The sequence below is a fragment of the Streptomyces sp. NPDC005303 genome, assembly GCF_040607335.1.
GTDB lineage: Bacteria > Actinomycetota > Actinomycetes > Streptomycetales > Streptomycetaceae > Streptomyces.
Genome location: NZ_JBEXGM010000001.1, coordinates 368679 through 390606, shown reverse-complemented (window position 1 = coordinate 390606; position 21928 = coordinate 368679). Strand labels below are relative to the sequence as shown.

The window sequence follows — 21928 nt, the reverse complement described above, 5'->3', positions numbered from 1 at the left end:
GCACCCGGGATCCGAAATCCGGGATCCAGGTCGCCCCTACGCCCCGGCCGGCTGGCGCACGTTCTCCCGGACCCAGTCCACGATCGACTGGGTCGTCGCCCCCGGCGTGAAGATCTCCGCGACCCCCTTCTCCTTCAGCGGAGGGATGTCCGACTCCGGGATGATCCCGCCGCCGAACACCAGGATGTCCTCGGCATCCCGCTCCTTGAGCAGGTCGATCACCGCGGCGAACAGCGTGTTGTGGGCGCCGGAGAGGATGGAGAGACCGATCGCGTCGGCGTCCTCCTGGATCGCCGTGCCGACGATCTGCTCGGGCGTCTGGTGGAGGCCGGTGTAGATGACCTCCATGCCCGCGTCACGCAGCGCCCTCGCGATCACCTTGGCTCCGCGATCGTGGCCGTCGAGCCCCGGCTTGGCCACCACCACGCGGATCGGACCGGCTGTCACACCCATCACTGCCTCCATGAAGCGACTGCGTCCATTCCTACCGACTAGTACCGCACAGACCGGGAATGTGAACGGACGTTATCGCCACCATCTCGCACCGCGCAGTTTCACAATCGTCGCCGAGGGGGAAATTACATGGTGGGACACGTTCGGGAGCCGCAACGAGGTCGCCGCACCGTCGCGCCGCAGGACGCGCGTCACGGCGGTGCGGCGCGCCGGCGACGGCACGAAGGGCACGTAGGACAGGCAAGGCACGACCGCGGGGAGCCTCGTCGCCACACCGACAAGGCCACTCCTCACGTCACCGGCGCACCACCAGCACTGCGAGCACCATCGGCACCACCGATACGACCGGGACAAACACCGGCACCGTCGGCATCGCCCGCACCACCGGTTCCGTCAGCTCCGCCGACCCACCCGGCGGCCCCGGAACCGAGCGCCGACCGCCGCACCCGTCCCCCGCGCCCCATTCGCGCCACGTCGGTGTCGACGACGACCTTCGCCGCGCCTCCCCATGAGCGCACACGGGGGACGGAGCAGTCCTCCCGTGTGCCGACAGGAGGTCGGCCATGAAGGTCACCAAGGCGGCGCTGCCCTTGCTCCCGCTGTGTCAGCGTCTGCTCCCCGCCCGGCTGGCGGGACTGTCCCTGGCCCTCCTGAAGGCGACCGCGCTCGAGATCGCGATCCTCGCGGGACATCTCCTCCTGTACCCGTCCGGCATCACCCAGGAGCGCCGCTCCCCCCTGCCCTCGCTCCCCGCACCGGAGGACGGGGCCGCGCAGCTGCCGACGGAGGCCAAGCCCCCGGTCGTCCTGCTGCACGGCTTCATCGACAACCGCTCGGTCTTCGTACTCCTGCGCCGCAGCCTCGCCCAGCACGGCAGGCAGCAGATCGAGTCGCTCAATTACTCCCCGTTGACCTGCGACATCCGCGCCGCGGCGGAGCTGCTCGGCCGGCACATAGAGGGAATCTGCGAGCGCACGGGCAGTGAGCGGGTCGACGTCGTCGGGCACAGCCTCGGCGGCCTGATAGCGCGGTACTACGTACAACGCCTCGCCGGCGACACGCGGGTCCGCACGCTGGTGACACTCGGCACCCCGCACTCCGGCACCCGGGTGGTACCGCTGGCGAACGCGCACCCGATCGTGCGCCAGATGCGCCCCGGCTCGGAATTGCTCGAGGAGCTCACTCAGCCGGCCCCGGGCTGCCGTACGTACTTCGTCAGCTTCTGGAGCGACCTCGACCACCTGATGGACCCGCTGGAGGCCGCCTGTATCGACCATGCGGACCTGATGGCGGAGAACGTCCAGGTGAGCGGGGTCGGACATCTCGCGCTGCCCGTGCACCCCGCTGTCGCCACCGGCATACGGCAGGTGCTCGACACCGCGCGACCCGGGGAGGAGACGGCCGACCGCGCGAGCGGGCTTACCGTGGCATAACGGTCATATCACCCACCGGATCCGAGTCGCCGACACCTCGTCCCACAGGCCGCCGACAGCACCTCGACAGTCACCGGAGCACGGATCGACGTCGAACAACCTTCGAACACAGAGCCAAACTCCCGCCCGCAGTCCCCCGAAACACGGCCGAATGCCCGTTTCCTTCGCGCTCGAAACCAGTTGAAGATTGTCGCGCCCGCATACCGCCGGGTACAGTCGCCGCACTGCTCTGGCAGCCCCTGTTGTCGAGGCGAAAGAGAAGTTGGTGAACGACCGTCACCCGTCGGGGACCATGACCACCCCGGCTCCGGCTTCTGACGCCGACTCGTCGCACTGTGCGCCGTACGGCACCCAGGAGGCCCAGTACGGAGACCTCACCACGTACGGCGGCTATGACGCCACCGGTTTCGACGCCACCGGCGCGCACACCACCGGCACCTTCGCGACCGACCCGCTCTTCGGCGACATGCCGGGCGACGCCACCGGTTCGTACGACGCCTCGACGTGGACCACGGGTGGCCACCAGACCCTGAACTACGACATGTACGCGGCCCAGCACCACGCCGCCTACGACACCGGCGCGTACGACGCCACGCAGTGGGGCGCCGACCACCAGCAGCTCGCCGCGATCCCGCCGCAGGCCGGCAGCCCCGACCACAGCGGCCAGTGGGACACGAGTTCCTGGCACCAGCCGGACCGGTCCGCGGGCCCGGCCGACCAGACCCAGCACTGGGAATGGGGCACGCAGACCTTCGACACCGGGGCGTACGACGCCACGCAGTGGAACTCCGACGGCACGGCGGCCGACCCGCAGCCGACGGCCGGCTTCGAGCAGGTCGGGTACGACGAGAACCACCCGTTCGACGAGAACCACGCGTACGACGAGGGCCAGGGCCACACGTACGACGAGGCGAATCCTTACGGCGACGCCTACGCCGAACGCCTCTCGCACGACGGTGAGCCGGACGCTACCGCCACCGCCACCGGCGAGCTGCCCGCCGTCCACGACGCCGACGCCCCGCTCCTGGACGACCAGGAAGAGGCCCCCGCGGCCCCGGCCGCCGCTCCCGGGTCCCGCGTCGCCGCGCGCAACGCCAACCGCTCCCGCCGCCGTATGCCCGCCAAGCGCTCCGCGCTGCTGACGATCGCCGTCCCCTCGGCGTGTGTCATGGGTGTCGCCGGGATCGCCGCCGCCTCGGTGGGCACGCTGACCGGCGACGACAAGGACACCTCGACGACCCTCGCGGACACGACCGCCGTCCACCCTGCCATCGCGAACAACAAGCTGGACACCCAGCTCGAGAGCCTTTCGGCCGGTGCCGACGACTTCGCCGACCGGGCCAGCCGTACGCAGGAACGCATCGACCTCAAGGCGCAGCAGGTGGCCGAGAAGAGGAAGGCGGCGGAGGAGGCGGCCCGCAAGGAGCGGTTGCGCCCGAAGTTCGCTCTTCCGGTCGCGCAGCGCGGTCTCAGCGCCTACTTCGGCCAGTCCGGCGTCAACTGGATGTCCGTCCACACCGGCATCGACTTCCCGGTGTCGTACGGCACGACAGTGATGGCCGTGACCGACGGCACCGTCCGGACGCAGTGGAACAGCGCGTACGGCAACATGCTGGTCGTGACGGCGAAGGACGGCACGGAGACGTGGTACTGCCACCTCTCCAGCTACCGCGTCGCCTCCGGTACGACGGTCAAGGCCGGCGACCCGATCGCGTACTCCGGCAACTCGGGCAACTCGACCGGCCCGCACCTGCACCTGGAGGTGCACCCGGCGGGCGGTTCGGCCATAGACCCCTTGCCGTGGCTGCGCAGCCACGGGCTGGACCCGACGTAACCCCTCGGGACCAGCCCCCTTTCTCGGCTACAGCTTCAGCTACAGCTTCTCCACCGGCGCGTACCGCAGCAGCAGCCGCTTCGGCTTCGCTTCCCCGAAGTCGATGGTCGCCTCGGCGTTCGCGCCCGTGCCCTTCACCCCGACCACCGTGCCGAGACCGAACTGGTCGTGGGTGACACGGTCGCCGACGGCCAGGGCCACCACCGGCTTCTCCGAGGTCCGGCGCGTCGCGAAGCCGGACGCGCCCGACGCCGAGGAGCGGGAACGGGACGACGACAGCGACGCGGCGACCCCGGAGACCGGCCCCGCGGGAGAACCGACCGCGCCCGTGCGCTTCCAGTCGACGTGCTGCGCCGGGATCTCCTCGAGGAAGCGGGAGGGCGGGTTGTACGACGGCTGCCCCCACGCGCTGCGCAGGGAGGACCGGGTCAGATACAGCCGCTCACGCGCGCGCGTGATCCCGACGTACGCCAGGCGCCGCTCCTCCTCCAGCTCCTTGGTCTGGCCGAGGGCGCGCATGTGCGGGAAGACGCCGTCCTCCATGCCGGTGAGGAAGACGACCGGGAACTCCAGGCCCTTGGCGGTGTGCAGGGTCATCAGGGTGATGACTCCGGAGCCGTCCTCGTCCTCGTCGGGGATCTGGTCGGAGTCGGCGACGAGCGCGACCCGCTCCAGGAAGTCGGAGAGCGAGCCGGGCTCCTCGCCCTCGCCCGACTCCTGCTCGAACTCCAGGGCCACGGCGGCGAGTTCCTGAAGGTTCTCGATACGGGTCTCGTCCTGCGGGTCGGTGGAGGCCTGCAACTCGGCGAGGTAGCCGGTGCGTTCGAGCACCGCTTCCAGGACGGTCGCCGGGCCCGCGCCGGACTCGACGATCGTACGGAGCTCCTCCATCAGCACGTTGAACCGCTTCACGGCGTTGGTGGAGCGCGCGGCCATGCCGTACGCCTCGTCGACGCGCTTGAGGGCCTGCGGGAAGCTGATCTTCTCGCGCTGGGACAGGGCGTCGATCATCGCCTCGGCACGGTCACCGATGCCGCGCTTGGGGACGTTGAGGATCCGGCGCAGGGGCACCGAGTCCTCGGGGTTGGCGAGGACGCGCAGGTAGGCCAGGACGTCCCGGACCTCCTTGCGCTCGTAGAAGCGGACGCCGCCGACGACCTTGTAGGGCAGGCCGACACGGATGAAGACCTCTTCGAAGACACGGGACTGGGCGTTGGTGCGGTAGAAGACGGCGACATCGCCGGCCTTCGCGTCGCCCGCGTCCGTGAGGCGGTCTATCTCGTCGGCGACGAACTGCGCCTCGTCGTGCTCGGTGTCGGCGACATAGCCGGTGATGCGCGCACCCGCGCCCGCGTTGGTCCACAGGTTCTTGGGGCGGCGGGACTCGTTGCGCTCGATGACGGCGTTGGCGGCGGTGAGGATCGTCTGGGTGGAGCGGTAGTTCTGCTCCAGCAGGATCGTGGTCGCGTTGGGGTAGTCCTCCTCGAACTGGAGGATGTTGCGGATGGTCGCGCCGCGGAAGGCGTAGATCGACTGGTCGGCGTCACCGACGACACAGAGCTCGGCGGGCGGCAGGTCGTGCTCGCTCGGCGGTACGTCCACCGGATGCTCGGAGGTCCCTACCAGCTCCCTGACCAGCGCGTACTGCGCATGGTTGGTGTCCTGGTACTCGTCGACGAGGACATGCCGGAAGCGGCGGCGGTAGTGCTCGGAGACATCGGGGAACGCCCGGAGCAGGTTGACCGTCGTCATGATCAGGTCGTCGAAGTCGAGAGCGTTCGCCTCGCGGAGGCGCGACTGGTACATCGCGTAGGCCTGGGCGAGGGTCTTCTCGAAGCCGTCGGTGGCCTGGGCGGCGAAGTCCTCCTCGTCGATCAGCTCGTTCTTCAGGTTGCTGATCTTGGCGCTGAAGGACTTCGGCGGGAATTTCTTGGGGTCGAGGTCCAGGTCACGGCAGACCAGCGCCATGAGCCGCTTGGAGTCGGCGGCGTCGTAGATCGAGAAGGAGGAGGTGAACCCGAGCTTCTTCGACTCCCTGCGCAGGATCCGCACGCACGCGCTGTGGAAGGTCATGACCCACATCGCGTTCGCGCGCGGGCCGACGAGCTGCTCGACGCGCTCCTTCATCTCGCCCGCGGCCTTGTTGGTGAAGGTGATCGCGAGGATCTGGCCCGGGTGGACATTGCGCTCGCCGAGGAGGTGGGCGATGCGGTGGGTGAGCACCCGGGTCTTGCCGGAGCCGGCACCGGCCACGATGAGCAGCGGGGAGCCGGAGTGCACGACGGCCGCGCGCTGGTTCTCGTTCAGCCCCTCCAGGAGCGTGGCCGGGTCCACCACCGGGCGCGGGGCGCCGTCGCGGTAGTAGGCGTCCCGGTCGGGGGGCACGTCGAACTTCCCACCGAACAGGTCGTCCGGAACCTGCTCCGGTCCGTGCTCGTCCTCGGGCGGCGGCGGGGGTTCCTCCCCATGCCCGCGAGGGGCCTGGAGGTCCGCCAGGAAGCTGTCGTCAAAGAGGCTGCTCATCGCTCTCCGAGTCTAGGGCTCCCCACTGACAGCCCGCCGCCGCCCCGAGAACATCCACCCGTACCAGAACCCGATGATCTTCCGACCGGACCTCCTGGCGCCCTCCTGGGCTCCGGACCTCCGGACCTCCGGACTTCCTGGCTTCCTGGCTTCCTGGCCTCCTGGCCTCCTGGCCTCCTGGCCGACGGCCACGCCCGCCGGGACCGGCCACCCTCACGTCCCTGCGCCTGCCGTGCGAGACCTTCGTCACGGCACAGGCACAGGCCCGGCCGACCGCCAGGTGAAGACCAACCCGCCCCCGGCTACGGCGGCCCCTGAAACCGGCCCCTGAAACCAGCCCCAAAAGGCGAGCAGACGGCATCGCGCCACCGAAAATAGCCCCAAGGCATCCCAGATCGCCGCGAATTCGCGAGGCGAAGCGCCCCCTGGGACGAAGGTCACGAAAATGTATCGGGCATATCGAACATCAACCTTCACAGGGGCCACACCAGTTGGTTACCGTTCCGGACAGGCCGTACGACCCCCTCCGGCGAACCTCGCCGGGCCGCACGGCCTCCGCCGAGTCCGCAGCGCCGCCGCGCGCCCGGAGCCGGGGACCCACCGAACCCGGGGTGAATCGGCCGACTCCCGCGCAGGGGAGCGCCGTAGGGCAACCCTTCCCGCCCGAACCCGACAGCTAACCCGGTAGGCGGAGCATCGGAAGGAGTCGCCTCCCTTGGCGTCGCACCGCAAGTCGCGTCCCGTCGGTACGCGCATGGCAGGCATACGGACCCCGGCCCTCGCGACGGCCGCCCTCACCTCCGTGGCCCTGCTGTCCCAGTCGGCGAACGCCGCGCCGGCCGATGACAAGCCGAGTCTCGAAGAGGTCGAGAAGAAGGTCGACGACCTCTACCGCCAGGCCGAGTCGGCGACCGACGGCTACAACGCGGCGAAGGAGAAGACGGCCAAGCAGCGCAAGCAGGTCGACACGCTCCTCGACGACGTCGCCCAGCGCACCCAGAAGCTCAACAAGGCACGCGAGGAACTCGGGTCCTTCGCCGCGGCCCAGTACCGCACCGGTGCCTCCGCGCCCGACACGGCGACCTTCCTGCTCGCCGACACCCCGCAGGACTACTTCGACCAGACACAGCTCATGGGCCGCTTGACGAGCCGCCAGAAGGGCGCGGTCGACGACTTCGTCTCCGAGCAGTCCGCGACGATGAAGAAGCGCCAGGAGGCCTCGCAGAGCCTTCAGTCGCTCAGCGAGACGCAGAGCGACCTGAAGACCGCCAAGGCGACCGTCCAGAAGAAGCTCGCCGACGCGCGCGAGCTGCTGTCGGAGCTGACCGCCCAGGAGAAGGCGCGGCTCGCGGCGATCGAGCAGCGCAAGCAGCAGGAGGCGGCCCGCAAGGCGGCGGAGCTGGCGCAGCAGCAGGCGGCGGCCGAGAAGGCCGCACAGGAGACCGCCGCCCCGCAGCAGAGCACGTCGACGGCGCCCGACTCCTCGTACGCCACCAAGGCCGCCAAGGCCCTCGCCTTCGCCCGCGCGCAGATCGGCAAGCCGTACGTCTGGGGCGCCACCGGCCCCGACTCCTACGACTGCTCGGGGCTCACCCAGGCCGCCTGGAAGGCGGCGGGCGTAGACCTCCCCCGCGTCACCTACGACCAGGTCAACGCCGGCACCACGGTCTCCCTGGCCGACGCCCAACCCGGTGACCTGGTCTTCTTCTACGACGACATCAGCCACGTCGGCCTCTACATCGGCAACGGCATGATGATCCACGCCCCCAAGCCGGGCGCGTACGTCCGCGAGGAGTCGATCTACTACGACGGCGAGTCGGGGATCCACAGCGTGGTCCGCCCGGCCTGAGGTCGCACAGCCCGCACTCGCGTGCATTTCCGCACGCGCGCGTGCGCGCCCCGTCCGCACGGCACGGGGAACTTCCTAGCATCGGCACATGTCCGGTACCTCCCCCCACTCCCCCCTGCGCGCCTGGTGGACGCGGCGCCCGCCCGCGGCCGGGGCGGCGGTGATGGCGACCGGCATCGTGTCGCTCGGGCTCGGTCTGACCGGGCACGAGACGCTGTCCCGGATCGCCCTGGTGCTCGGTTGCGCGGCCTGGCTCGGGCTGGCCGCCGAGTTCGCCGTACTACTGCTGCGGGAGCGCTCGCGATGGGCCGTGGACGCCGGAACACCGGGCGCCCTGACGGCCGTGGCGGCGACCACCGTCCTCGGCACCCGGTTCTCGGCACTCGGCCGGCAGACCCTCGCCGAGGCGCTGCTGGCCCTGTCCGCGCTGCTGTGGCCGGTGCTGCTCGTGCTCGTCGTGGGGCGCTGGACGCGGCGGATGCCCGGCGGGGTGTTCCTCTGCTGTGTCGCCACCCAGGGCCTCGCGGTCCTCGGCGCCACGCTCGCCCCGGCAGAGTCAGCGGCCTGGCTCGCGCACGCGGCGCTCGTGCTGTTCTGGCTCGGCCTGGTCCTCTACGTTGTCGCGCTCTTCCGCTTCGATCTGCGCCAGGTGCTGGAGGGACCGGGCGACCAGTGGATCGCGGGCGGCGCGCTCGCCATCTCGGCGCTCGCCGGCTCGAAGCTGATCGCCGCGGACAGCGCAAGCCTGTACCTGTGGAACGATGACGACCTCGGCGTCCTGCGCGCGGTGACCGTCGCCCTGCTGGTGCTCGACCTGGCCTGGTACGCCGTCCTGCTGGCGGCCGAGTTCGTACGGCCGCGTCTGCGCTACGACGTGCGCCGCTGGGCCACCGTGTTCCCCATGGGCATGGCCGCGGTGGCGGCTCTGTCGGTCTCCGCCGCCGTGGACGTCCCGTCGCTCCGGACACCGGGTGAGGTGCTGCTGTGGATCTCCGTGGCGGCCTGGCTGGCCGTCGCGGCCGGGGCGGCCGACTCCGCTCGTGCCGCCGTCAGGTCCACAGCACCGCGATGAAGACATTGGCCGTGGTCAGCGCTCCGACCAGGCCGAACAGGCTCTTGTCCACCTTCTCGTCGTCCCGCTTCACATAGACGAGACCGAGGATCACGATCAGCAGGGCCAGCTTCACGCCGATCTTGATGTTGTTGACGTGCTGGTCGTCGGCCTGGTTGAGGCCGACCAGGATCACCCCGGTGACCAGCATCGTCGCGGCGCCGTGCAGCATCGCGGGAACGAACCGGGCGGCGCCCTGGCCCATCGCCTTCATCTGGGTGAGGAAGCCTCCGAGGAGCGAGGCGATACCGATGATGTGCAGGCCGACGAAGAGATGGATGAGTACGTCCATGGGGCCGGAGCCTATGCCGGGGCGCGAGGGACACTCGCACCGGCCCCTTGAGCAGATGTTGCATATATGCGACCCATAGCACTCCCCGCCGGTCACGGGTCCCGGAATCCTTACTTCGGTCAGCGCACCGCGCGAAGTCGACGATGCCACCCCGGGATCACGGTCACCTTCGGTCACCCGGCGGTCCCCTGGCGGCACTTCCGCACAACGCGTTACCTCCCGGACACGGTCGGTTTAGCGTCCTCCACCAGGTGACCGGCTCCCCACCGCCGCCCGGGCCAGGGGCGGCAGTCGGCCACCACCGCCGAGAAGGTCCGGCGGCGGCCCGCTCCCCCTGTGCAGGCCGTCGCCGGACGCGCACACCGCCCCGGGCGGTCGTACGGCCGCTCCCCCTGGCGTTCGTACGTCCGTGAGCCCCGGGGCGGCCGATCGTAGGAAGGGACGTGCAGTCCACTTGGCAGCACACCGCAAGCCCCACAGCCGCTCGGCCGGCGGTCACACGGTCCGTACGGCAGCGACGATCGCCCTCGCGGGGGCCGCGAGCGCGACGGGGTTCAACGGGATCGGACACGCCGAGCCGCAGCTCACTCCGGAGCAGGTCAAGGCGAAGGTGGACCGGCTGTACCAGGAGGCCGAGGCCGCCACGGAGAAGTACAACGGGGCGAAGGAGAAGGCGGAGGCGGCCGAGACCCGGCTGGACACCCTGCGGGACGAGGCGGCCCGCAGGACGGAGCAGCTCAACGAGGCGCGGGACACGCTGGGCACGATCGCCGCGGCCCAGTACCGGGGCGGCGGCCTCGACCCCGCGATGCAGCTCGCGTTGACGGACGACCCCGACCGGTACCTGGACAGCGCCGAGTTCGTCGAGCGAGCCGGTACGCGCCAGGCCGCCTCCGTGGCGGACGTACGCCGGCAGTTGCGGGAGATCGAGCAGCTGCGCGGGGCCGCGCACATCGAGCTGGCCTCGCTGAAGTCGCGTCAGACGGAGCTGAAACGGCACAAGAAGACGATCACCGGCAAACTGGGCGCGGTCCGCCGACTGATGTCCCAGCTGTCGGCCGAGGAACGGTCGGTGCTCGGGAGCGGCCAGGATCGCGCCTCACGGGCCACGACGGGCGCACGCGAGGAACTGACGGGCCCCGGAGCGGCCGCCACGGGAGCCCCCGACTCCCGTGCCGCGGCTGCCGTTTCGTACGCCTACGCCAAGCTGGGCAGCCCCTACGTCTGGGGTGCCACCGGGCCGGACGCCTTCGACTGCTCGGGCCTCATCCAGGCCGCGTACCGCTCCTCCGGTGTCTCCCTGCCCCGCACGACCTACGCCCAGATCGACGCCGGCCGGCGGGTCTCCCGCTCCGAACTCCTCCCCGGCGACCTGGTGTTCTTCTACTCGGGCATCAGCCACGTCGGCCTCTACATCGGCAACGGGCAGATGATCCACGCCCCGAACCCCTCGGCACCGGTGCGGGTGGCACCGATCGACGAGATGCCGTTCGCGGGGGCCACGCGCGTGGTGTGAGCGGGCGGGGTGTGAGCGGGCGAGGGCGTGCGTCAGACCAGCCGTCGCGCCGTCGCCCACCGCGTCAGCTCGTGACGGTTCGACAGCTGCAGCTTCCGCAGCACCGCCGAGACATGGGACTCGACCGTCTTCACCGAGATGAACAGCTGCTTGGCGATCTCCTTGTACGCGTAACCGCGCGCGATGAGCCTCAGCACCTCGCGCTCGCGCTGGGTGAGGCGGTCCATGTCCTCGTCGACCGGCGGGGCGTCGGTGGAGGCGAAGGCGTCCAGGACGAAGCCGGCCAGGCGCGGCGAGAAGACCGCGTCGCCCTCCTGGACCCGGAAGACGGAGTCGACGAGGTCCGTGCCGGTGATCGTCTTCGTCACATAGCCGCGCGCACCGCCCCGGATCACTCCGATCACGTCCTCGGCCGCGTCCGAGACGGACAGGGCCAGGAAGCGGACGGGCTGTTCGGCGTCGGCCATCAACGGGGCGCACCGGCGCAGGACCTCGACCCCACCGCCGCCCGGGAGATGGACGTCGAGGAGAACGACCTCGGGACGGGTCGCGGTGATGACGGTGACGGCCTGGTCGACGTCCGCGGCCTCCCCGACCACCTCGACGCCGGTCTCCTCGGTCCGGCCGATCTCGGCCTGGACGCCCGTACGGAACATGCGGTGGTCGTCGACGAGGACCACACGCACCCGGCGCCCGTCCGCGCCCCCCGTGACCTCCGCCGTGCCGTTCGCCTCGTCGCTCATGACGTCTTCTCCGCCCTCTCCATCTCCAGCTCGACCTCCGTGCCGCCGCCCGGCACCGCACGCAGCCGGGCCGTGCCGCCATGGCGCTCCATGCGGCCGATGATCGATTCTCTGACACCCATCCGGTCGGCGGGTATCGAGTCGAGGTCGAAGCCGGGGCCGCGGTCCCGGACGGACACGAAGACCGTCCTGCCCTCGACTTCGGCGTAGACCTGTACGGCGCCGCCCTCGCCACCGTACTTGGCGGCGTTGACCATCGCCTCACGCGCGGCCTGCATCTGCGCGCCGGTTCTCTCGTCGAGCGGGCAGTCTCCGACGACGACCACCTCTATGGGGACGCCGTGCTTGTCCTCGACCTCGGCCGCGTTGCGCCGGACGGCGTCGGCGAGGTCGGTGGGTTCGTCGGCCTCGTCCTTGCCGGTGCCCTCGGGTTTGTACAGCCAGGTGCGCAGGTCGCGCTCCTGGGCGCGGGCGAGGCGGCGCACCTCGGACGCGTTCTCCGCATTGCGCTGGATCAGGGTCAGGGTGTGCAGCACCGAGTCGTGGACGTGGGCCGCGACCTCCGCGCGCTCCTGGGCACGGATGCGCATCAGGCGCTCCTCGGAGAGGTCCTGGGTCATGCGGACGAGATACGGCCCCGCGAGGAGCGTTATCCCGACGAGGACCGCGAGAGCCGCCTGGAGAACGGAGCCTAGGTGGGCGGCGGAGCCCTGGAGGACGAAGACCCCGGAGACACCGGCGGTGACGAGGAGGACGCCGCCCGCGGCTCGCAGCAGCGTCAGGGTGCGCCGACGGCGGCCCACCTCCATCCAGCGGGCCCGGCGGGCGTTGTCCGCCTGGCGCCAGACCAGGGCGACGCCCGCGCCGACCAGCACGGCGGGCCAGAGGTAGGCCTTGGCTCCATTGCCCACGTTGACATTACCGACGAAGACCATGGCCACGACGACCATGAGCAGCAGGGCCACGATCTGGCCCCGGTCCGGGCGGCGGGCGACCAGTCTGCGGCGGCCGTCGGGCGAGGTCTCGGTGGTGACCAGGGAGGGGGGCTTCTGCCCGCCGACCCCGCCGACGCCGAGCGGCACGAAGAACCAGAACGCGGCGTACAGCAACGCGCCGAGGCCGTCCGCCATGAACAGGCCGACGAAGACCAGCCGCACCCAGATCACGGGCAGCCCGAGATGCCCGGCGAGCCCCCGCGCCACACCACCCAGCCAGCGTCCGTCACTGCTGCGGTAGAGCTTGCGCGGCGGCCGCGGTTCGACGAGTGGCGCTGCTGCGGCTTCCGGCATGCCATCGATGGTCACACGGCCAGGATGCGGGGGCATCAGGGTTGGCCCCCGAGACTCCCCTGATCTTCGAACGGCGCGCCTCCCGAACGCTTCCCTCCGCCCTCTCAGGGCCGATATCAGGGTCCGGCCAGGGTCGTTCCGACTCCCGTCCCGCCCTCGCGCCCGTCACCATGGACCCATGACAGATCACCAGCACGCCGCGGGCGCCGGACCCGGCGGAGGCCCGGACCCGGGCACCGGCCCCGGGCCCGGCGCGGGCGCGTCCGCCGACGCCGGCGAGGCCTCGCGCGCGCACGGGCGGGCGGGCACGCGTGAAGAAGGAGGCACACCGGCGGACACGCACACCGAGCCCCTCGGGCACCGGACGACGACCGCGCCCTCCGACCCGCCCGTCACACCCCGGGACACGACCCCCGACGAGGGCACGTCCCCGGCCCCCCTGCGCTTCCGGCGCGACCGACGGCACAAGCTGCTCGCCGGGGTGTGCACCGGACTCGGGCGGCAGTGCGACATGGACCCGGTGATCTTCCGGATCACGCTCACCGTGCTGTCGGCGACCGGCGGCATCGGCCTGATCTTCTACGGCTTCGCCTGGCTCTTCGTCCCGTACGAGGACGAGGACGAGAACGAGGTGCGCAAGCTGCTCACCGGCCGGGTGGACGGCCAGGCCCTGACCGGCGTCCTCTTCGCCCTGGTGGGCTGCGGGGTCTTCCTCACCATGCTGAGCAACACCAGCGTGCTGACCTTCGCCGTGGTCCTCTCCCTGCTCCTCGCGGGCGCCGGGTACTGGTCGCGCAACCGCGGCACCCCCGACCCCGACCCGCTCTCCGCGCAGGCCGTCGCCGACGCTCCGCCGGAGGCACAGGCCCCGCCGGTGGCCGCCGGCTACCCGTCCTGGTGGCGCGACCCCATCGTCAAGGACGGCACCCACGTCGGCGGCACGGGCTATCTGTGGGGCCCGAGCGACTCCCGCGACCGTGACATCGCGGCGGCCGTCAACATCGGCCGGGGCACCTCCTGGAGCCGACGCGAGGACCTCCAGGCGGCCCGGACCCAGCCACCGAAGCCCCGCGGCCCCCGCTGGATCGGCGGCTGGGTCTTCCTGCTCGCACTGCTGGCGGGCGGCCTCGGCACCGGGGCGACCTGGCAGGACCACGCCCTGGGCACCAGCCTGCAGACCGGTCTGTCCTGCGCGCTGATCGTCCTGGGCCTGGGCATAGCGATCAGCTCCTTCCTGGGCCGCACCGGAGCGGGCTCGATCCTCCTGGCGATCATCACGGCCGGCCTGCTCGCCACCTCGGCCGCACTGCCGAAGGACATCACCACCCGTTGGGTCCGCACGAACTGGACACCGGCGGCGACACAGAACATCCGCGAGCACTACGAACTCGGCACCGGAGTAGGCACCTTGGACCTGTCCGGCGTCGACTTCACCAAGGGCCGGCCGGTGACGGCCGAGGCCGAGGTGGGGGTGGGCCGGCTGGTGGTGATCGTGCCTTCGGACGTGACCGTGAAAGCCGTCATCGACGTGGGAGTGGGTGACATCCAGTTGCCGGGCGACGACCAGGCCGACGTGGACGTGGCACCGGGCAAGCGCAAGGAGATCACCCTGAAACCGGCTCCGGGCACCAAGAACACCGCCACCCTCGACCTCGACCTGCGGGTCGGCATCGGCCAGGCGGAGGTGAGCCGTGCTGCGTCATGAGTTCCGACCGGGAAAACTGGTCGCCGGCTTCTTCGTGACCGTCGCGGGCATCACCTACGCCGGTGACGCGGGCGGCGCCTGGGAGACCCCGTGGTTCGCGGTGATCCCCATGGTCGTCGGCGGCCTCTGCCTCGCGGGCGCGGTGGGCCTGCTGGCCAGGACCGTACGCAACCGCCGCGCCGGCCGACGTACGGGGACACCACCGGAGGTCGACGACCAGGCGCCCCGGCCGCCCGTGCCCCACTGATCACCGAGGGGGGCAGCCCGCACCGGACCACGGCCGCTCCCCCTCCGCTAGCTCTGCCGACCGGCGCTACCGGTAACCCCCCGCCCGCTGCCGTCGTCGGGCGCGCAGGGCGGCGTCCACGGAGAACACGGACGCACCCGCGAGGACGAGGGGCAGCCAGGCCATCAGGTAGGCGAGATCGTTGCCGTAGTAGTAGGGGTCGGACGCCCAGCTCACGGTCAGCCACAGGCTGAGCGAGATCAGCGCACCGCCGAGTGCGGCAAGGCGGGCGAGGATGCCCAGCAGGGTGCCGATACCGACGGCGAGTTCACCGAAGGCGATGGCGTAGCCGAAGCCGACGGGGTTCTTCAGGGACAGGTCGACCAGTGCGGGGATGGCCGAGGAGTCCCGGACGCTGCGCATCATGTCGCCGATGGAGCCCGAGCCGGAGCCCTTCATGAAGGCACTGTCGGTCAGCTTGTCCAGGCCGGCGTAGATGAAGGTGACACCTAGGAAGATGCGCAACGGCAGCAGGGCGTACTGGCTGATGTTGTCCCGCCAGGACGGTTCTTCGTCGTAGTAGGGGGCGTGCGTGTCTGTACGAAAACTGTGAGTCATCGCTTCGAGCCGCCTCTCAACAGCGTGCCGAGACCCCTCACAAGACGATACGTACGGCAGGGCGGCGGGGCTCAATGCGATGTCAATCCGTCACGTCGATCGCGTACCGGTTCGTCTCCACCCCGGCGGCCGTCACCACCTGCACCTCCACCCGTCCCGGCTCCACATCCGCCGGTACCGGCACGGTCAGCACCTCGTCCGTGGGGTTGCTGAAGCCCCCGGCGACCGGCACCAACGGCACATGCACGTTCACCGGCCCGATCCGCACCACCATCCGGGACAGCCGGTCCGCCCGCTGCGCCCCGGGGGGCACGAACCCGGCACCCCGGATCTCGATGTCGTCGCCGGTGCGGATGGGCCCGTCCAGGTCTCCGGCCTCCCGTGACCGCACCACGGACAGGATCACCGGCCGCCCGCCCTCCGCGTACTTCCCCGCCACATAGGTGGCCGCGGACACCAGCACCACCACCGCCAGCCCCCACGGCAGATCCGGCAGCTGATCCGGCCGCCGGGCCAGCCGCACACCCGCGAACAGCAGGGCGACCCCGCCGATCACGACGTACTGAATATCGGCGAAGGCTCCGCGCCCGGAGTCGTCCGTCAGCAGGTCGGCGGCGCGAGGCCGGTCCGCCCGTACCTTCTGCAGCCGCTGTCCGAGCACCCGCAGCCCGATCACCCGCCGCACCAGCACCGCGATCCCGCACACCACGGCCAGGACGGTCACGACGCCCGCGCCCCGGGCCAGTTCGAGCCCGGAGATCAGCGTGTCCCGCTCACGGCTGTCGGAGGCCGCGGCCAGCCGGCCCACGAGTACCAGCACCGCGTAGGCGACGAACAGCACCCACGCCACCGCGACGGCCCGCGAGGTGGACAGCCGGTTGTCCTCGCCGATGACCGGCGCGAGCACCCCGCCCCGGGCCCGGTGGAACCAGGACGCCGCGGTCAGCGAACCCGCGACCACGAGCGCGGCCACCAGCCCGGCCGTACGCGCCGCGGTCCACCCCGCCCCGATGGCCGTCAGCGCCTGGACGAGGAGCAGCACCACGACGGCGGCCCACACCGCGTACGCGGTACGACGCCACAGCCGTGCGAGCCAGGCGGCGCCTTCCGCCCGCCCCCGCTCGGCCACGGCTTCCGCGGACTGGGTCAGTTCCTCCGAGACCCATTGCCGGGAGGCCGACGCGGAGTGCGCCACGGCCGCGGGCAGGCCCTGCCCGGCGGCGAACTCGTCCCGTTTCAGCAGGAATTCGGCTACCGCCCGCCGATGTCCGGCCCGCGCCCCGTGCGGGCAGTCCCCACAGGTGCAGCCGCCCTCGTGCACACCTCCGGGCACGCCCCCGGCCGCGCTCTGTCTCGCTTCCTGCACCGCCACGACCGACGCCTGCCTTCCCACAATCCTTGGCCCTCTGGCCCCATATGACCGCACGGCCGACTGACCGCAGGACCTTCAAGCTCCCGCGCCCCGCGCCCCACGAAGAACCCCGGACAACTCCCCCACGATGACAGCGAATTGTGCCCTACGGCACACCACCCGCGTCCGGCAGGTGTGGTCAGCGCGGGTGAAGGGGGGCCCGCCGTGTTGACCCGGCTGCGAGAATTTCCGTATGGCCGAGATCATCCAGCGTGACGGGACCTGGGTCTTCGACGGCACAACGGTCAGAATCACGCCGGGACTCCACCGCTCCGTGCCGCTGTTCCGGCAGACGTACGGCGAGGTCGCCGTGCCCTTGGAGGCCATTTCGGGCGTGGCGTTCGAGCCGGAACGCAGGCGCGGCCGGCTGCGGATGCGGCTGCGTGAGGGCGCGGACCCGCTGCTGCACGCGACCGGCGGACGCCTGCCGGACCCGGCCGATCCGTACCGCCTGATCGTGGACGTCGACCGCGCCGGGGTCGCCGAGTACGTGGCCGAGGAGATCCGCCGTGCCCTCCTCCTCGACCAGATCCCGAAGGAGCCGACGAAGACATATCTGCTGTCCGGCCCACCGGTCCCGGTCTCGGTGCGCTCCTCCGACGGCACGGTCTCCTTCGACGGCAGCCAGGTCCGCATCGACTGGGCGGAGACCTCCGACCGCGTCAAGCGGGCGACGGGCCCGCGGATCATCGATGTCGGTGACCTCGTCCAGGTGGAGTGGCTGCCCAACTCGGGTTACGAGGACGGTTTCATGCGGTTCGTGACCCGCGAGACGTCCTTCTCGAAACTTCCGCCGGGGAAGGACCCGTACGCCCTCGACCTGTGGGGCAGCACCCGCCGCGACCTGCTCACGGCCCTAGTCGCGACGGCGGTCACGGCCCGGCTGCCGCACCCGTCCACCCGCGGGGACATCTCCTACGACGACGAACGCGCCCACCGCCGCCGGCTCACCGCGGCCGCCGTTCCCCCTTCGGCCGACCATCACGACGTGCTCCTGCGCAGGCTGCGGGAGCTGGGCGAGCTGCACCGGGACGGAGTGCTCACGGACGAGGAGTTCGCGATGACGAAGGCCGCGGTGCTGCGGGGTTTCCAGCTCTAGGTCAACAGGTCCGGCTCGCTGCGGCTGATGTCCTGCCACATCGGCTGGTAGTTGATCCACGCCACCAGGTCCCCGCCCAGTTGCTCCCGGGTCGCCACGGCCGCCCGGTGGTCGATGAGCACGGGCCGTCCCGCCGCCCGGGCCAGCAGCTGCACCTTGCTGGACCGTTCCATCGACAGGAACCACCAGGCCGCCGCGTCCACCGAGTCCCCGACGGTCAGCAGCCCGTGGTTGCGCAGCACCAGCGCCTTCCGGGATCCGAGTGCGGCGGCGATCCGGCGGCCCTCCTCGGCGTCGACGGCGACGCCGGTGTAGGCCTCGTACAGGGCGTGGTCCTCGTAGAAGGCGCAGCTCTCCTGGGTGATCGGGTCGAGGAGCTCACCGAGGGCGGACAGTGCCCGCCCGTGCACCGAGTGGCAGTGGGCGACGGCGACGACGTCGGGGCGGGCGGCGTGCACCTGGGAGTGCACGGTGAAGGCCGCCTGGTTGACGTGGTAGCGGCCGTCGAGCACCTGACCGTCGGAGTTGGCGAGCACGAGGTCGCTCACGGTGACGTGCTTGAACGGCATGCCGAAGGGGTTGACCCAGAAGCAGTCGGTGAACTCCGGGTCGCGTGCGGTGATGTGCCCGGACACCCCGTCCTCGAAGCCGAGCCGGCCGAAGATCCGCAGCGCGCCGGCGAGCCGCTCCTTGCGGTGCCGGCGTTCCTCCTCGACGGAGTCGTGCATCGGCGGCATCGCGAACTGCAGCTTGTCGGTGGGCAGCGGCATCGGCGGAGTGGGCCCGAGGGGCGTCTCGTGCATGTGCTCCTCCAGCACTGGGGTTGCTTTACGGGGCGGAAGTTACCGTCGGTCAGCGCCAGAGAACAGGGTTGGTTTGTAAAGATGGCGCACGCAGTCGATACCAGACAGCAGATGTCGGGTATCGACGGAAGACTGATCGGCATGAACACCGGCATGAACACCGGCATGAACTGGGCGGCTTTCAGCTCCACGGAACCCGACCTGGCCAAGACCGTCGAGGCACGCTTCGGCGCCTTCACCCATCACGTCCTCGCCACGCTCCGCAAGGACGGCTCCCCCCGCACCACCGGCCTGGAGGTCCGCTTCCTGAACGGTGAGCTGTGGTTCGGCATGATGCCGGACTCGCTCAAGGCCCTGGACCTGCGCAGAGATCCGCGGTTCGCGCTCCAGGCGAACCCCGGGGAGGGGCAGTCCATGGGCGGGGGCGATGTACGGATCGCCGGGCGGGCGATCGAGGTCGAGGACGCCGACACCAAGGGGGCGTACACGACAGAGGTGGAACCGCCGGAGCCGTTCCACCTCTTCCGTGCCGAGCTGACGGAGGTCGTGCGGACCTACGTCGAGGACGAGAAGTACCTGGTCCTCCGGGTCTGGAAGCCCGGTCAGCCCCTGCGCACGATCAAACGCGCCTGAGCCTCACAGCGGGCTCACTCCCACTCGATCGTCCCCGGCGGCTTCGACGTCACGTCGAGCACCACGCGGTTGACGTCGGCCACCTCGTTGGTGATCCGCGTCGAGATCTTCGCGAGGACGTCGTACGGCAGTCGCGACCAGTCGGCCGTCATGGCGTCCTCGCTCGACACCGGGCGAAGGACGATCGGGTGGCCGTAGGTGCGGCCGTCGCCCTGGACGCCGACGCTGCGGACGTCCGCGAGCAGGACCACCGGGCACTGCCAGATGTCGCGGTCGAGCCCGGCCGCGGTGAGCTCCTCGCGGGCGATGGCGTCGGCGTCGCGCAGCAGGTCCAGGCGCTCCTTGGTGACCTCGCCGACGATGCGGATACCGAGGCCGGGACCGGGGAACGGCTGGCGCTGGACGATCTCGTCGGGGAGCCCGAGCTCCTGGCCGACCATCCGCACCTCGTCCTTGAACAGCTTCCGCAGTGGCTCGATGAGCTGGAACTCGAGGTCCTCGGGAAGGCCGCCCACGTTGTGGTGGGACTTGATGTTGGCGGTGCCGGTGCCGCCGCCGGACTCGACGACGTCGGGGTAGAGCGTGCCCTGGACGAGGAACTCCACCGCCGGACCCTCGTCCGCGATGATCTCGGCCTGGGCCTGCTCGAAGACCCGGATGAACTCCCGGCCGATGATCTTCCGCTTCTGCTCGGGGTCGGAGACGCCCTTGAGCGCGGTCAGGAAGCGTTCCTCCGCGTCGACGACGACCAGCTTCACGCCGGTCGCGGCCACGAAGTCCTTCTCGACCTGCTCGGTCTCGCCCTTGCGCATCAGGCCGTGGTCGACGTACACGCAGGTCAGCTGGTCGCCGATGGCGCGTGCGACGAGGGCCGCGGCCACCGCGGAGTCCACACCGCCGGAGAGACCGCAGATCGCGCGCTTGTCGCCGACGCGCGAGCGGATCTCGGCGACCTGCTCCTCGATGACGTTGCCGGTGGTCCAGTCCGGTTTCAGACCGGCACCGCGGTACAGGAAGTGCTCCAGGACCTGCTGGCCGTGCGTGGAGTGCATGACCTCGGGGTGGTACTGGACGCCGTAGAGCTTCTTCTCGTCGTTCTCGAAGGCGGCGACCGGGACGACGTCCGTGGAGGCGGTCACGGTGAAGCCCTCGGGGGCGGCGGAGCAGGCGTCGCCGTGGGACATCCACACCGACTGCTCGTCCGGGGTGCCCTCGAACAGGGTGGAGCCGGACTTCGAGACGTGCAGGGGCGTACGGCCGTACTCACGCGCGCCGGTGTTGTCGACGGTGCCGCCGAGGGTGGTGGCCATCAGCTGGAAGCCGTAGCACATGCCGAAGACCGGGACGCCGGCCTCGAACAGCTCGCGGTCCAGGCGCGGGGCGCCCTCCGCGTACACCGACGAGGGACCGCCGGAGAGGATGATCGCCGCCGGGTTCTTGGCGAGCATCTCCGCGACCGGCATGGTGCTCGGCACGATCTCGCTGTAGACCCGGGCCTCGCGGACACGACGGGCGATGAGCTGGGCGTACTGCGCACCGAAGTCGACGACCAGGACGGTGTCGGGGGCGGCGGCGGGGTTCGCTGATGACACGGGTTGCCTTCCGGCGGTGAGCAAGGTGTGTGTGCTGCCGAGTCTACCGGGAGCCGCGGGGCCGGTTCGGGGCCGAGCGCGTCTCAGGATACGAACCCGCTTGGACAGCCCCCGCAGGCCCGGCATACTGCTGCCATGCTTCCGCAGACGACCTTCCTGTTTACCTATGGCACCCGGCCCGCCGGCTGCCATGGTCGTGCTGCTTGAGCAACTGACAAGCGACTTCCCAGGCGCCCCGGGCCGACAAGGTCCGGGGCGCCTGAACGGATGGCCGTCTCGTCCGTCGTCCAGCGGACCCGTATCGGCTCCGGCGGCCGACGGGTCCACCTCGCCCGCGAGATGGAGATCCTCGGCCGCTACCGCGAGGCCCTCGGCAGGCCCGGCACCTCCCTCGCCATGACGCTGCTCGAACTGTGCCGCGGTCGCATCTGAGTTCGGACCACACCTCACCCGTACGGCGCGTGACCGCGTCGCGCACCGCCTCGTTGGTGGTGGTGTCCGTGCCAGCCAGGGGCGGGCCCGACAGAACCACGCGTGGCTCGCTGGAGCGATGAGGCGTACGGATCACGCCGTGCGCCGTGGGACCTCGCTCCAGGAAGTGACCGGACGGCAGGGGACAGCAGCCCGGTCACCCAAGAGACGGCCGGCTCCGGGGACGCCCGGGGCCGACCGGCGGGGCAAGTACCGGCACAAGGCTGGGTCAAACGGTTGCGGAGGCCGCGTCCATCCAGCACGATGCCTAGAAAGCCCCCAAGTCCCTCCGCAGACAACCGCATTCGTCCTGCGTCACCGTACTGC

18 protein-coding genes, 1 pseudogene and 1 riboswitch are annotated in these 21928 nt (G+C 70.8%); of the genes and pseudogenes, 10 read left to right on the top strand and 9 right to left on the bottom strand.

All coding sequences use genetic code 11. The annotated features are described in order from the left end of the window. Positions 1 to 36: 36 nt before the first annotated feature. On the bottom strand, positions 37 to 453 hold the full coding sequence (locus tag ABZT93_RS01885) for a cobalamin B12-binding domain-containing protein (RefSeq protein ID WP_356097382.1): 417 nt from the start codon (positions 451 to 453) through the stop codon (positions 37 to 39). A gap of 563 nt (positions 454 to 1016) precedes the next feature. Here ABZT93_RS01885 and ABZT93_RS01880 point away from each other — a divergent pair. After that, positions 1017 to 1886: an alpha/beta fold hydrolase gene (locus ABZT93_RS01880; protein ID WP_356097379.1), complete on the top strand. Its 870-nt coding sequence runs from the start codon at positions 1017 to 1019 to the stop codon at positions 1884 to 1886. A 292-nt stretch (positions 1887 to 2178) separates the two neighbouring features. Then, on the top strand, positions 2179 to 3720 hold the full coding sequence (locus ABZT93_RS01875; protein ID WP_356098404.1) for a M23 family metallopeptidase: 1542 nt from the start codon (positions 2179 to 2181) through the stop codon (positions 3718 to 3720). A 39-nt stretch (positions 3721 to 3759) separates the two neighbouring features. Here the strand turns inward: ABZT93_RS01875 and pcrA are convergent, their stop codons facing one another. After that, on the bottom strand, positions 3760 to 6243 hold the full coding sequence (gene pcrA, locus ABZT93_RS01870; protein WP_356097376.1) for a DNA helicase PcrA: 2484 nt from the start codon (positions 6241 to 6243) through the stop codon (positions 3760 to 3762). 546 nt (positions 6244 to 6789) lie between these two features. Then, positions 6790 to 6951: riboswitch (cyclic di-AMP (ydaO/yuaA leader) on the top strand. Positions 6952 to 6958: 7 nt separating this feature from the next. Between pcrA and ABZT93_RS01865 the strand changes: the two genes are divergently transcribed. Together ABZT93_RS01865 and ABZT93_RS01860 are read left to right on the top strand one after the other, a co-directional pair. Then, entirely contained in the window at positions 6959 to 8092 is a 1134-nt protein-coding gene (locus ABZT93_RS01865; RefSeq protein ID WP_356097373.1) for an NlpC/P60 family protein, read from the top strand. Positions 8093 to 8180: 88 nt separating this feature from the next. Next, the gene (locus tag ABZT93_RS01860; protein ID WP_356097370.1) at positions 8181 to 9164 is read left to right on the top strand and encodes a tellurite resistance/C4-dicarboxylate transporter family protein; all 984 of its coding nucleotides are present in this window, start codon (positions 8181 to 8183) and stop codon (positions 9162 to 9164) included. On the opposite strand, the gene ABZT93_RS01855 is transcribed toward ABZT93_RS01860, so the two are convergent. Next, entirely contained in the window at positions 9142 to 9495 is a 354-nt protein-coding gene (locus ABZT93_RS01855; RefSeq protein WP_356097368.1) for a hypothetical protein, read from the bottom strand. The genes ABZT93_RS01860 and ABZT93_RS01855 overlap by 23 nt on opposite strands. 454 nt (positions 9496 to 9949) lie before the next feature. Between ABZT93_RS01855 and ABZT93_RS01850 the strand changes: the two genes are divergently transcribed. Further along, positions 9950 to 11011 (top strand): NlpC/P60 family protein, encoded by a 1062-nt coding sequence (locus tag ABZT93_RS01850; protein ID WP_356097365.1) that lies wholly within the window; start codon positions 9950 to 9952, stop codon positions 11009 to 11011. 32 nt (positions 11012 to 11043) lie between these two features. Here the strand turns inward: ABZT93_RS01850 and ABZT93_RS01845 are convergent, their stop codons facing one another. Together ABZT93_RS01845 and ABZT93_RS01840 are read right to left on the bottom strand one after the other, a co-directional pair. Then, positions 11044 to 11754 (bottom strand): response regulator transcription factor, encoded by a 711-nt coding sequence (locus ABZT93_RS01845; protein ID WP_355741718.1) that lies wholly within the window; start codon positions 11752 to 11754, stop codon positions 11044 to 11046. Further along, positions 11751 to 13079 (bottom strand): PspC domain-containing protein, encoded by a 1329-nt coding sequence (locus tag ABZT93_RS01840; RefSeq protein ID WP_356097362.1) that lies wholly within the window; start codon positions 13077 to 13079, stop codon positions 11751 to 11753. The genes ABZT93_RS01845 and ABZT93_RS01840 overlap by 4 nt, the downstream gene beginning before the upstream one ends. A gap of 142 nt (positions 13080 to 13221) precedes the next feature. On the opposite strand from ABZT93_RS01840, the gene ABZT93_RS01835 reads away from it, so the two are divergent. Together ABZT93_RS01835 and ABZT93_RS01830 are read left to right on the top strand one after the other, a co-directional pair. Continuing rightward, positions 13222 to 14748 (top strand): PspC domain-containing protein, encoded by a 1527-nt coding sequence (locus ABZT93_RS01835; protein ID WP_356097359.1) that lies wholly within the window; start codon positions 13222 to 13224, stop codon positions 14746 to 14748. Continuing rightward, positions 14735 to 14995, top strand: coding sequence for a hypothetical protein (locus ABZT93_RS01830; protein ID WP_356097356.1), 261 nt, complete (start codon positions 14735 to 14737; stop codon positions 14993 to 14995). The genes ABZT93_RS01835 and ABZT93_RS01830 overlap by 14 nt, the downstream gene beginning before the upstream one ends. Before the next feature lie 66 nt (positions 14996 to 15061). On the opposite strand, the gene ABZT93_RS01825 is transcribed toward ABZT93_RS01830, so the two are convergent. Together ABZT93_RS01825 and ABZT93_RS01820 are read right to left on the bottom strand one after the other, a co-directional pair. After that, complete coding sequence (locus tag ABZT93_RS01825; protein ID WP_356097353.1) at positions 15062 to 15592, bottom strand: DoxX family protein; 531 nt, start codon at positions 15590 to 15592, stop codon at positions 15062 to 15064. An 82-nt stretch (positions 15593 to 15674) separates the two neighbouring features. Beyond that, positions 15675 to 16964 carry a hypothetical protein gene (locus ABZT93_RS01820; RefSeq protein WP_356097350.1) on the bottom strand — a complete coding sequence of 430 codons (1290 nt, stop codon included), beginning with the start codon at positions 16962 to 16964 and terminating at the stop codon, positions 15675 to 15677. Between the two features lie 232 nt (positions 16965 to 17196). On the opposite strand from ABZT93_RS01820, the gene ABZT93_RS01815 reads away from it, so the two are divergent. Further along, the gene (locus tag ABZT93_RS01815; protein ID WP_356097347.1) at positions 17197 to 18102 is read left to right on the top strand and encodes a DUF4429 domain-containing protein; all 906 of its coding nucleotides are present in this window, start codon (positions 17197 to 17199) and stop codon (positions 18100 to 18102) included. Here ABZT93_RS01815 and ABZT93_RS01810 read toward each other — a convergent pair. Beyond that, positions 18099 to 18905, bottom strand: a complete 807-nt coding sequence (locus ABZT93_RS01810; protein ID WP_356097344.1) for a class II aldolase/adducin family protein — start codon at positions 18903 to 18905, stop codon at positions 18099 to 18101. The genes ABZT93_RS01815 and ABZT93_RS01810 overlap by 4 nt on opposite strands. 165 nt (positions 18906 to 19070) lie before the next feature. On the opposite strand from ABZT93_RS01810, the gene ABZT93_RS01805 reads away from it, so the two are divergent. Beyond that, positions 19071 to 19538, top strand: a complete 468-nt coding sequence (locus tag ABZT93_RS01805) for a pyridoxamine 5'-phosphate oxidase family protein (RefSeq protein ID WP_356098402.1) — start codon at positions 19071 to 19073, stop codon at positions 19536 to 19538. Positions 19539 to 19552: 14 nt separating this feature from the next. On the opposite strand, the gene guaA is transcribed toward ABZT93_RS01805, so the two are convergent. Next, entirely contained in the window at positions 19553 to 21130 is a 1578-nt protein-coding gene (gene guaA, locus ABZT93_RS01800) for a glutamine-hydrolyzing GMP synthase (RefSeq protein WP_356097341.1), read from the bottom strand. Between the two features lie 261 nt (positions 21131 to 21391). Between guaA and ABZT93_RS01795 the strand changes: the two are divergent. After that, positions 21392 to 21562: pseudogene (locus tag ABZT93_RS01795) on the top strand (chorismate mutase); the annotation flags it as partial. Between the last annotated feature and the right edge of the window lie 366 nt (positions 21563 to 21928).

Excerpts from the sequence above, each read along its gene's own strand:
- ABZT93_RS01885 (WP_356097382.1), bottom strand. The coding sequence starts at position 453 with ATGGGTGTGACAGCCGGTCCGATCCGCGTGGTGGTGGCCAAGCCGGGG.
- ABZT93_RS01880 (WP_356097379.1), top strand. The coding sequence starts at position 1,017 with ATGAAGGTCACCAAGGCGGCGCTGCCCTTGCTCCCGCTGTGTCAGCGT.
- ABZT93_RS01875 (WP_356098404.1), top strand. The coding sequence starts at position 2,179 with ATGACCACCCCGGCTCCGGCTTCTGACGCCGACTCGTCGCACTGTGCG.
- pcrA (WP_356097376.1), bottom strand. The coding sequence starts at position 6,243 with ATGAGCAGCCTCTTTGACGACAGCTTCCTGGCGGACCTCCAGGCCCCT.
- ABZT93_RS01860 (WP_356097370.1), top strand. The coding sequence starts at position 8,181 with ATGTCCGGTACCTCCCCCCACTCCCCCCTGCGCGCCTGGTGGACGCGG.
- ABZT93_RS01855 (WP_356097368.1), bottom strand. The coding sequence starts at position 9,495 with ATGGACGTACTCATCCATCTCTTCGTCGGCCTGCACATCATCGGTATC.
- ABZT93_RS01845 (WP_355741718.1), bottom strand. The coding sequence starts at position 11,754 with ATGAGCGACGAGGCGAACGGCACGGCGGAGGTCACGGGGGGCGCGGAC.
- ABZT93_RS01840 (WP_356097362.1), bottom strand. The coding sequence starts at position 13,079 with ATGCCCCCGCATCCTGGCCGTGTGACCATCGATGGCATGCCGGAAGCC.
- ABZT93_RS01835 (WP_356097359.1), top strand. The coding sequence starts at position 13,222 with ATGACAGATCACCAGCACGCCGCGGGCGCCGGACCCGGCGGAGGCCCG.
- ABZT93_RS01825 (WP_356097353.1), bottom strand. The coding sequence starts at position 15,592 with ATGACTCACAGTTTTCGTACAGACACGCACGCCCCCTACTACGACGAA.
- ABZT93_RS01815 (WP_356097347.1), top strand. The coding sequence starts at position 17,197 with ATGGCCGAGATCATCCAGCGTGACGGGACCTGGGTCTTCGACGGCACA.
- ABZT93_RS01810 (WP_356097344.1), bottom strand. The coding sequence starts at position 18,905 with ATGCACGAGACGCCCCTCGGGCCCACTCCGCCGATGCCGCTGCCCACC.
- ABZT93_RS01805 (WP_356098402.1), top strand. The coding sequence starts at position 19,071 with ATGAACTGGGCGGCTTTCAGCTCCACGGAACCCGACCTGGCCAAGACC.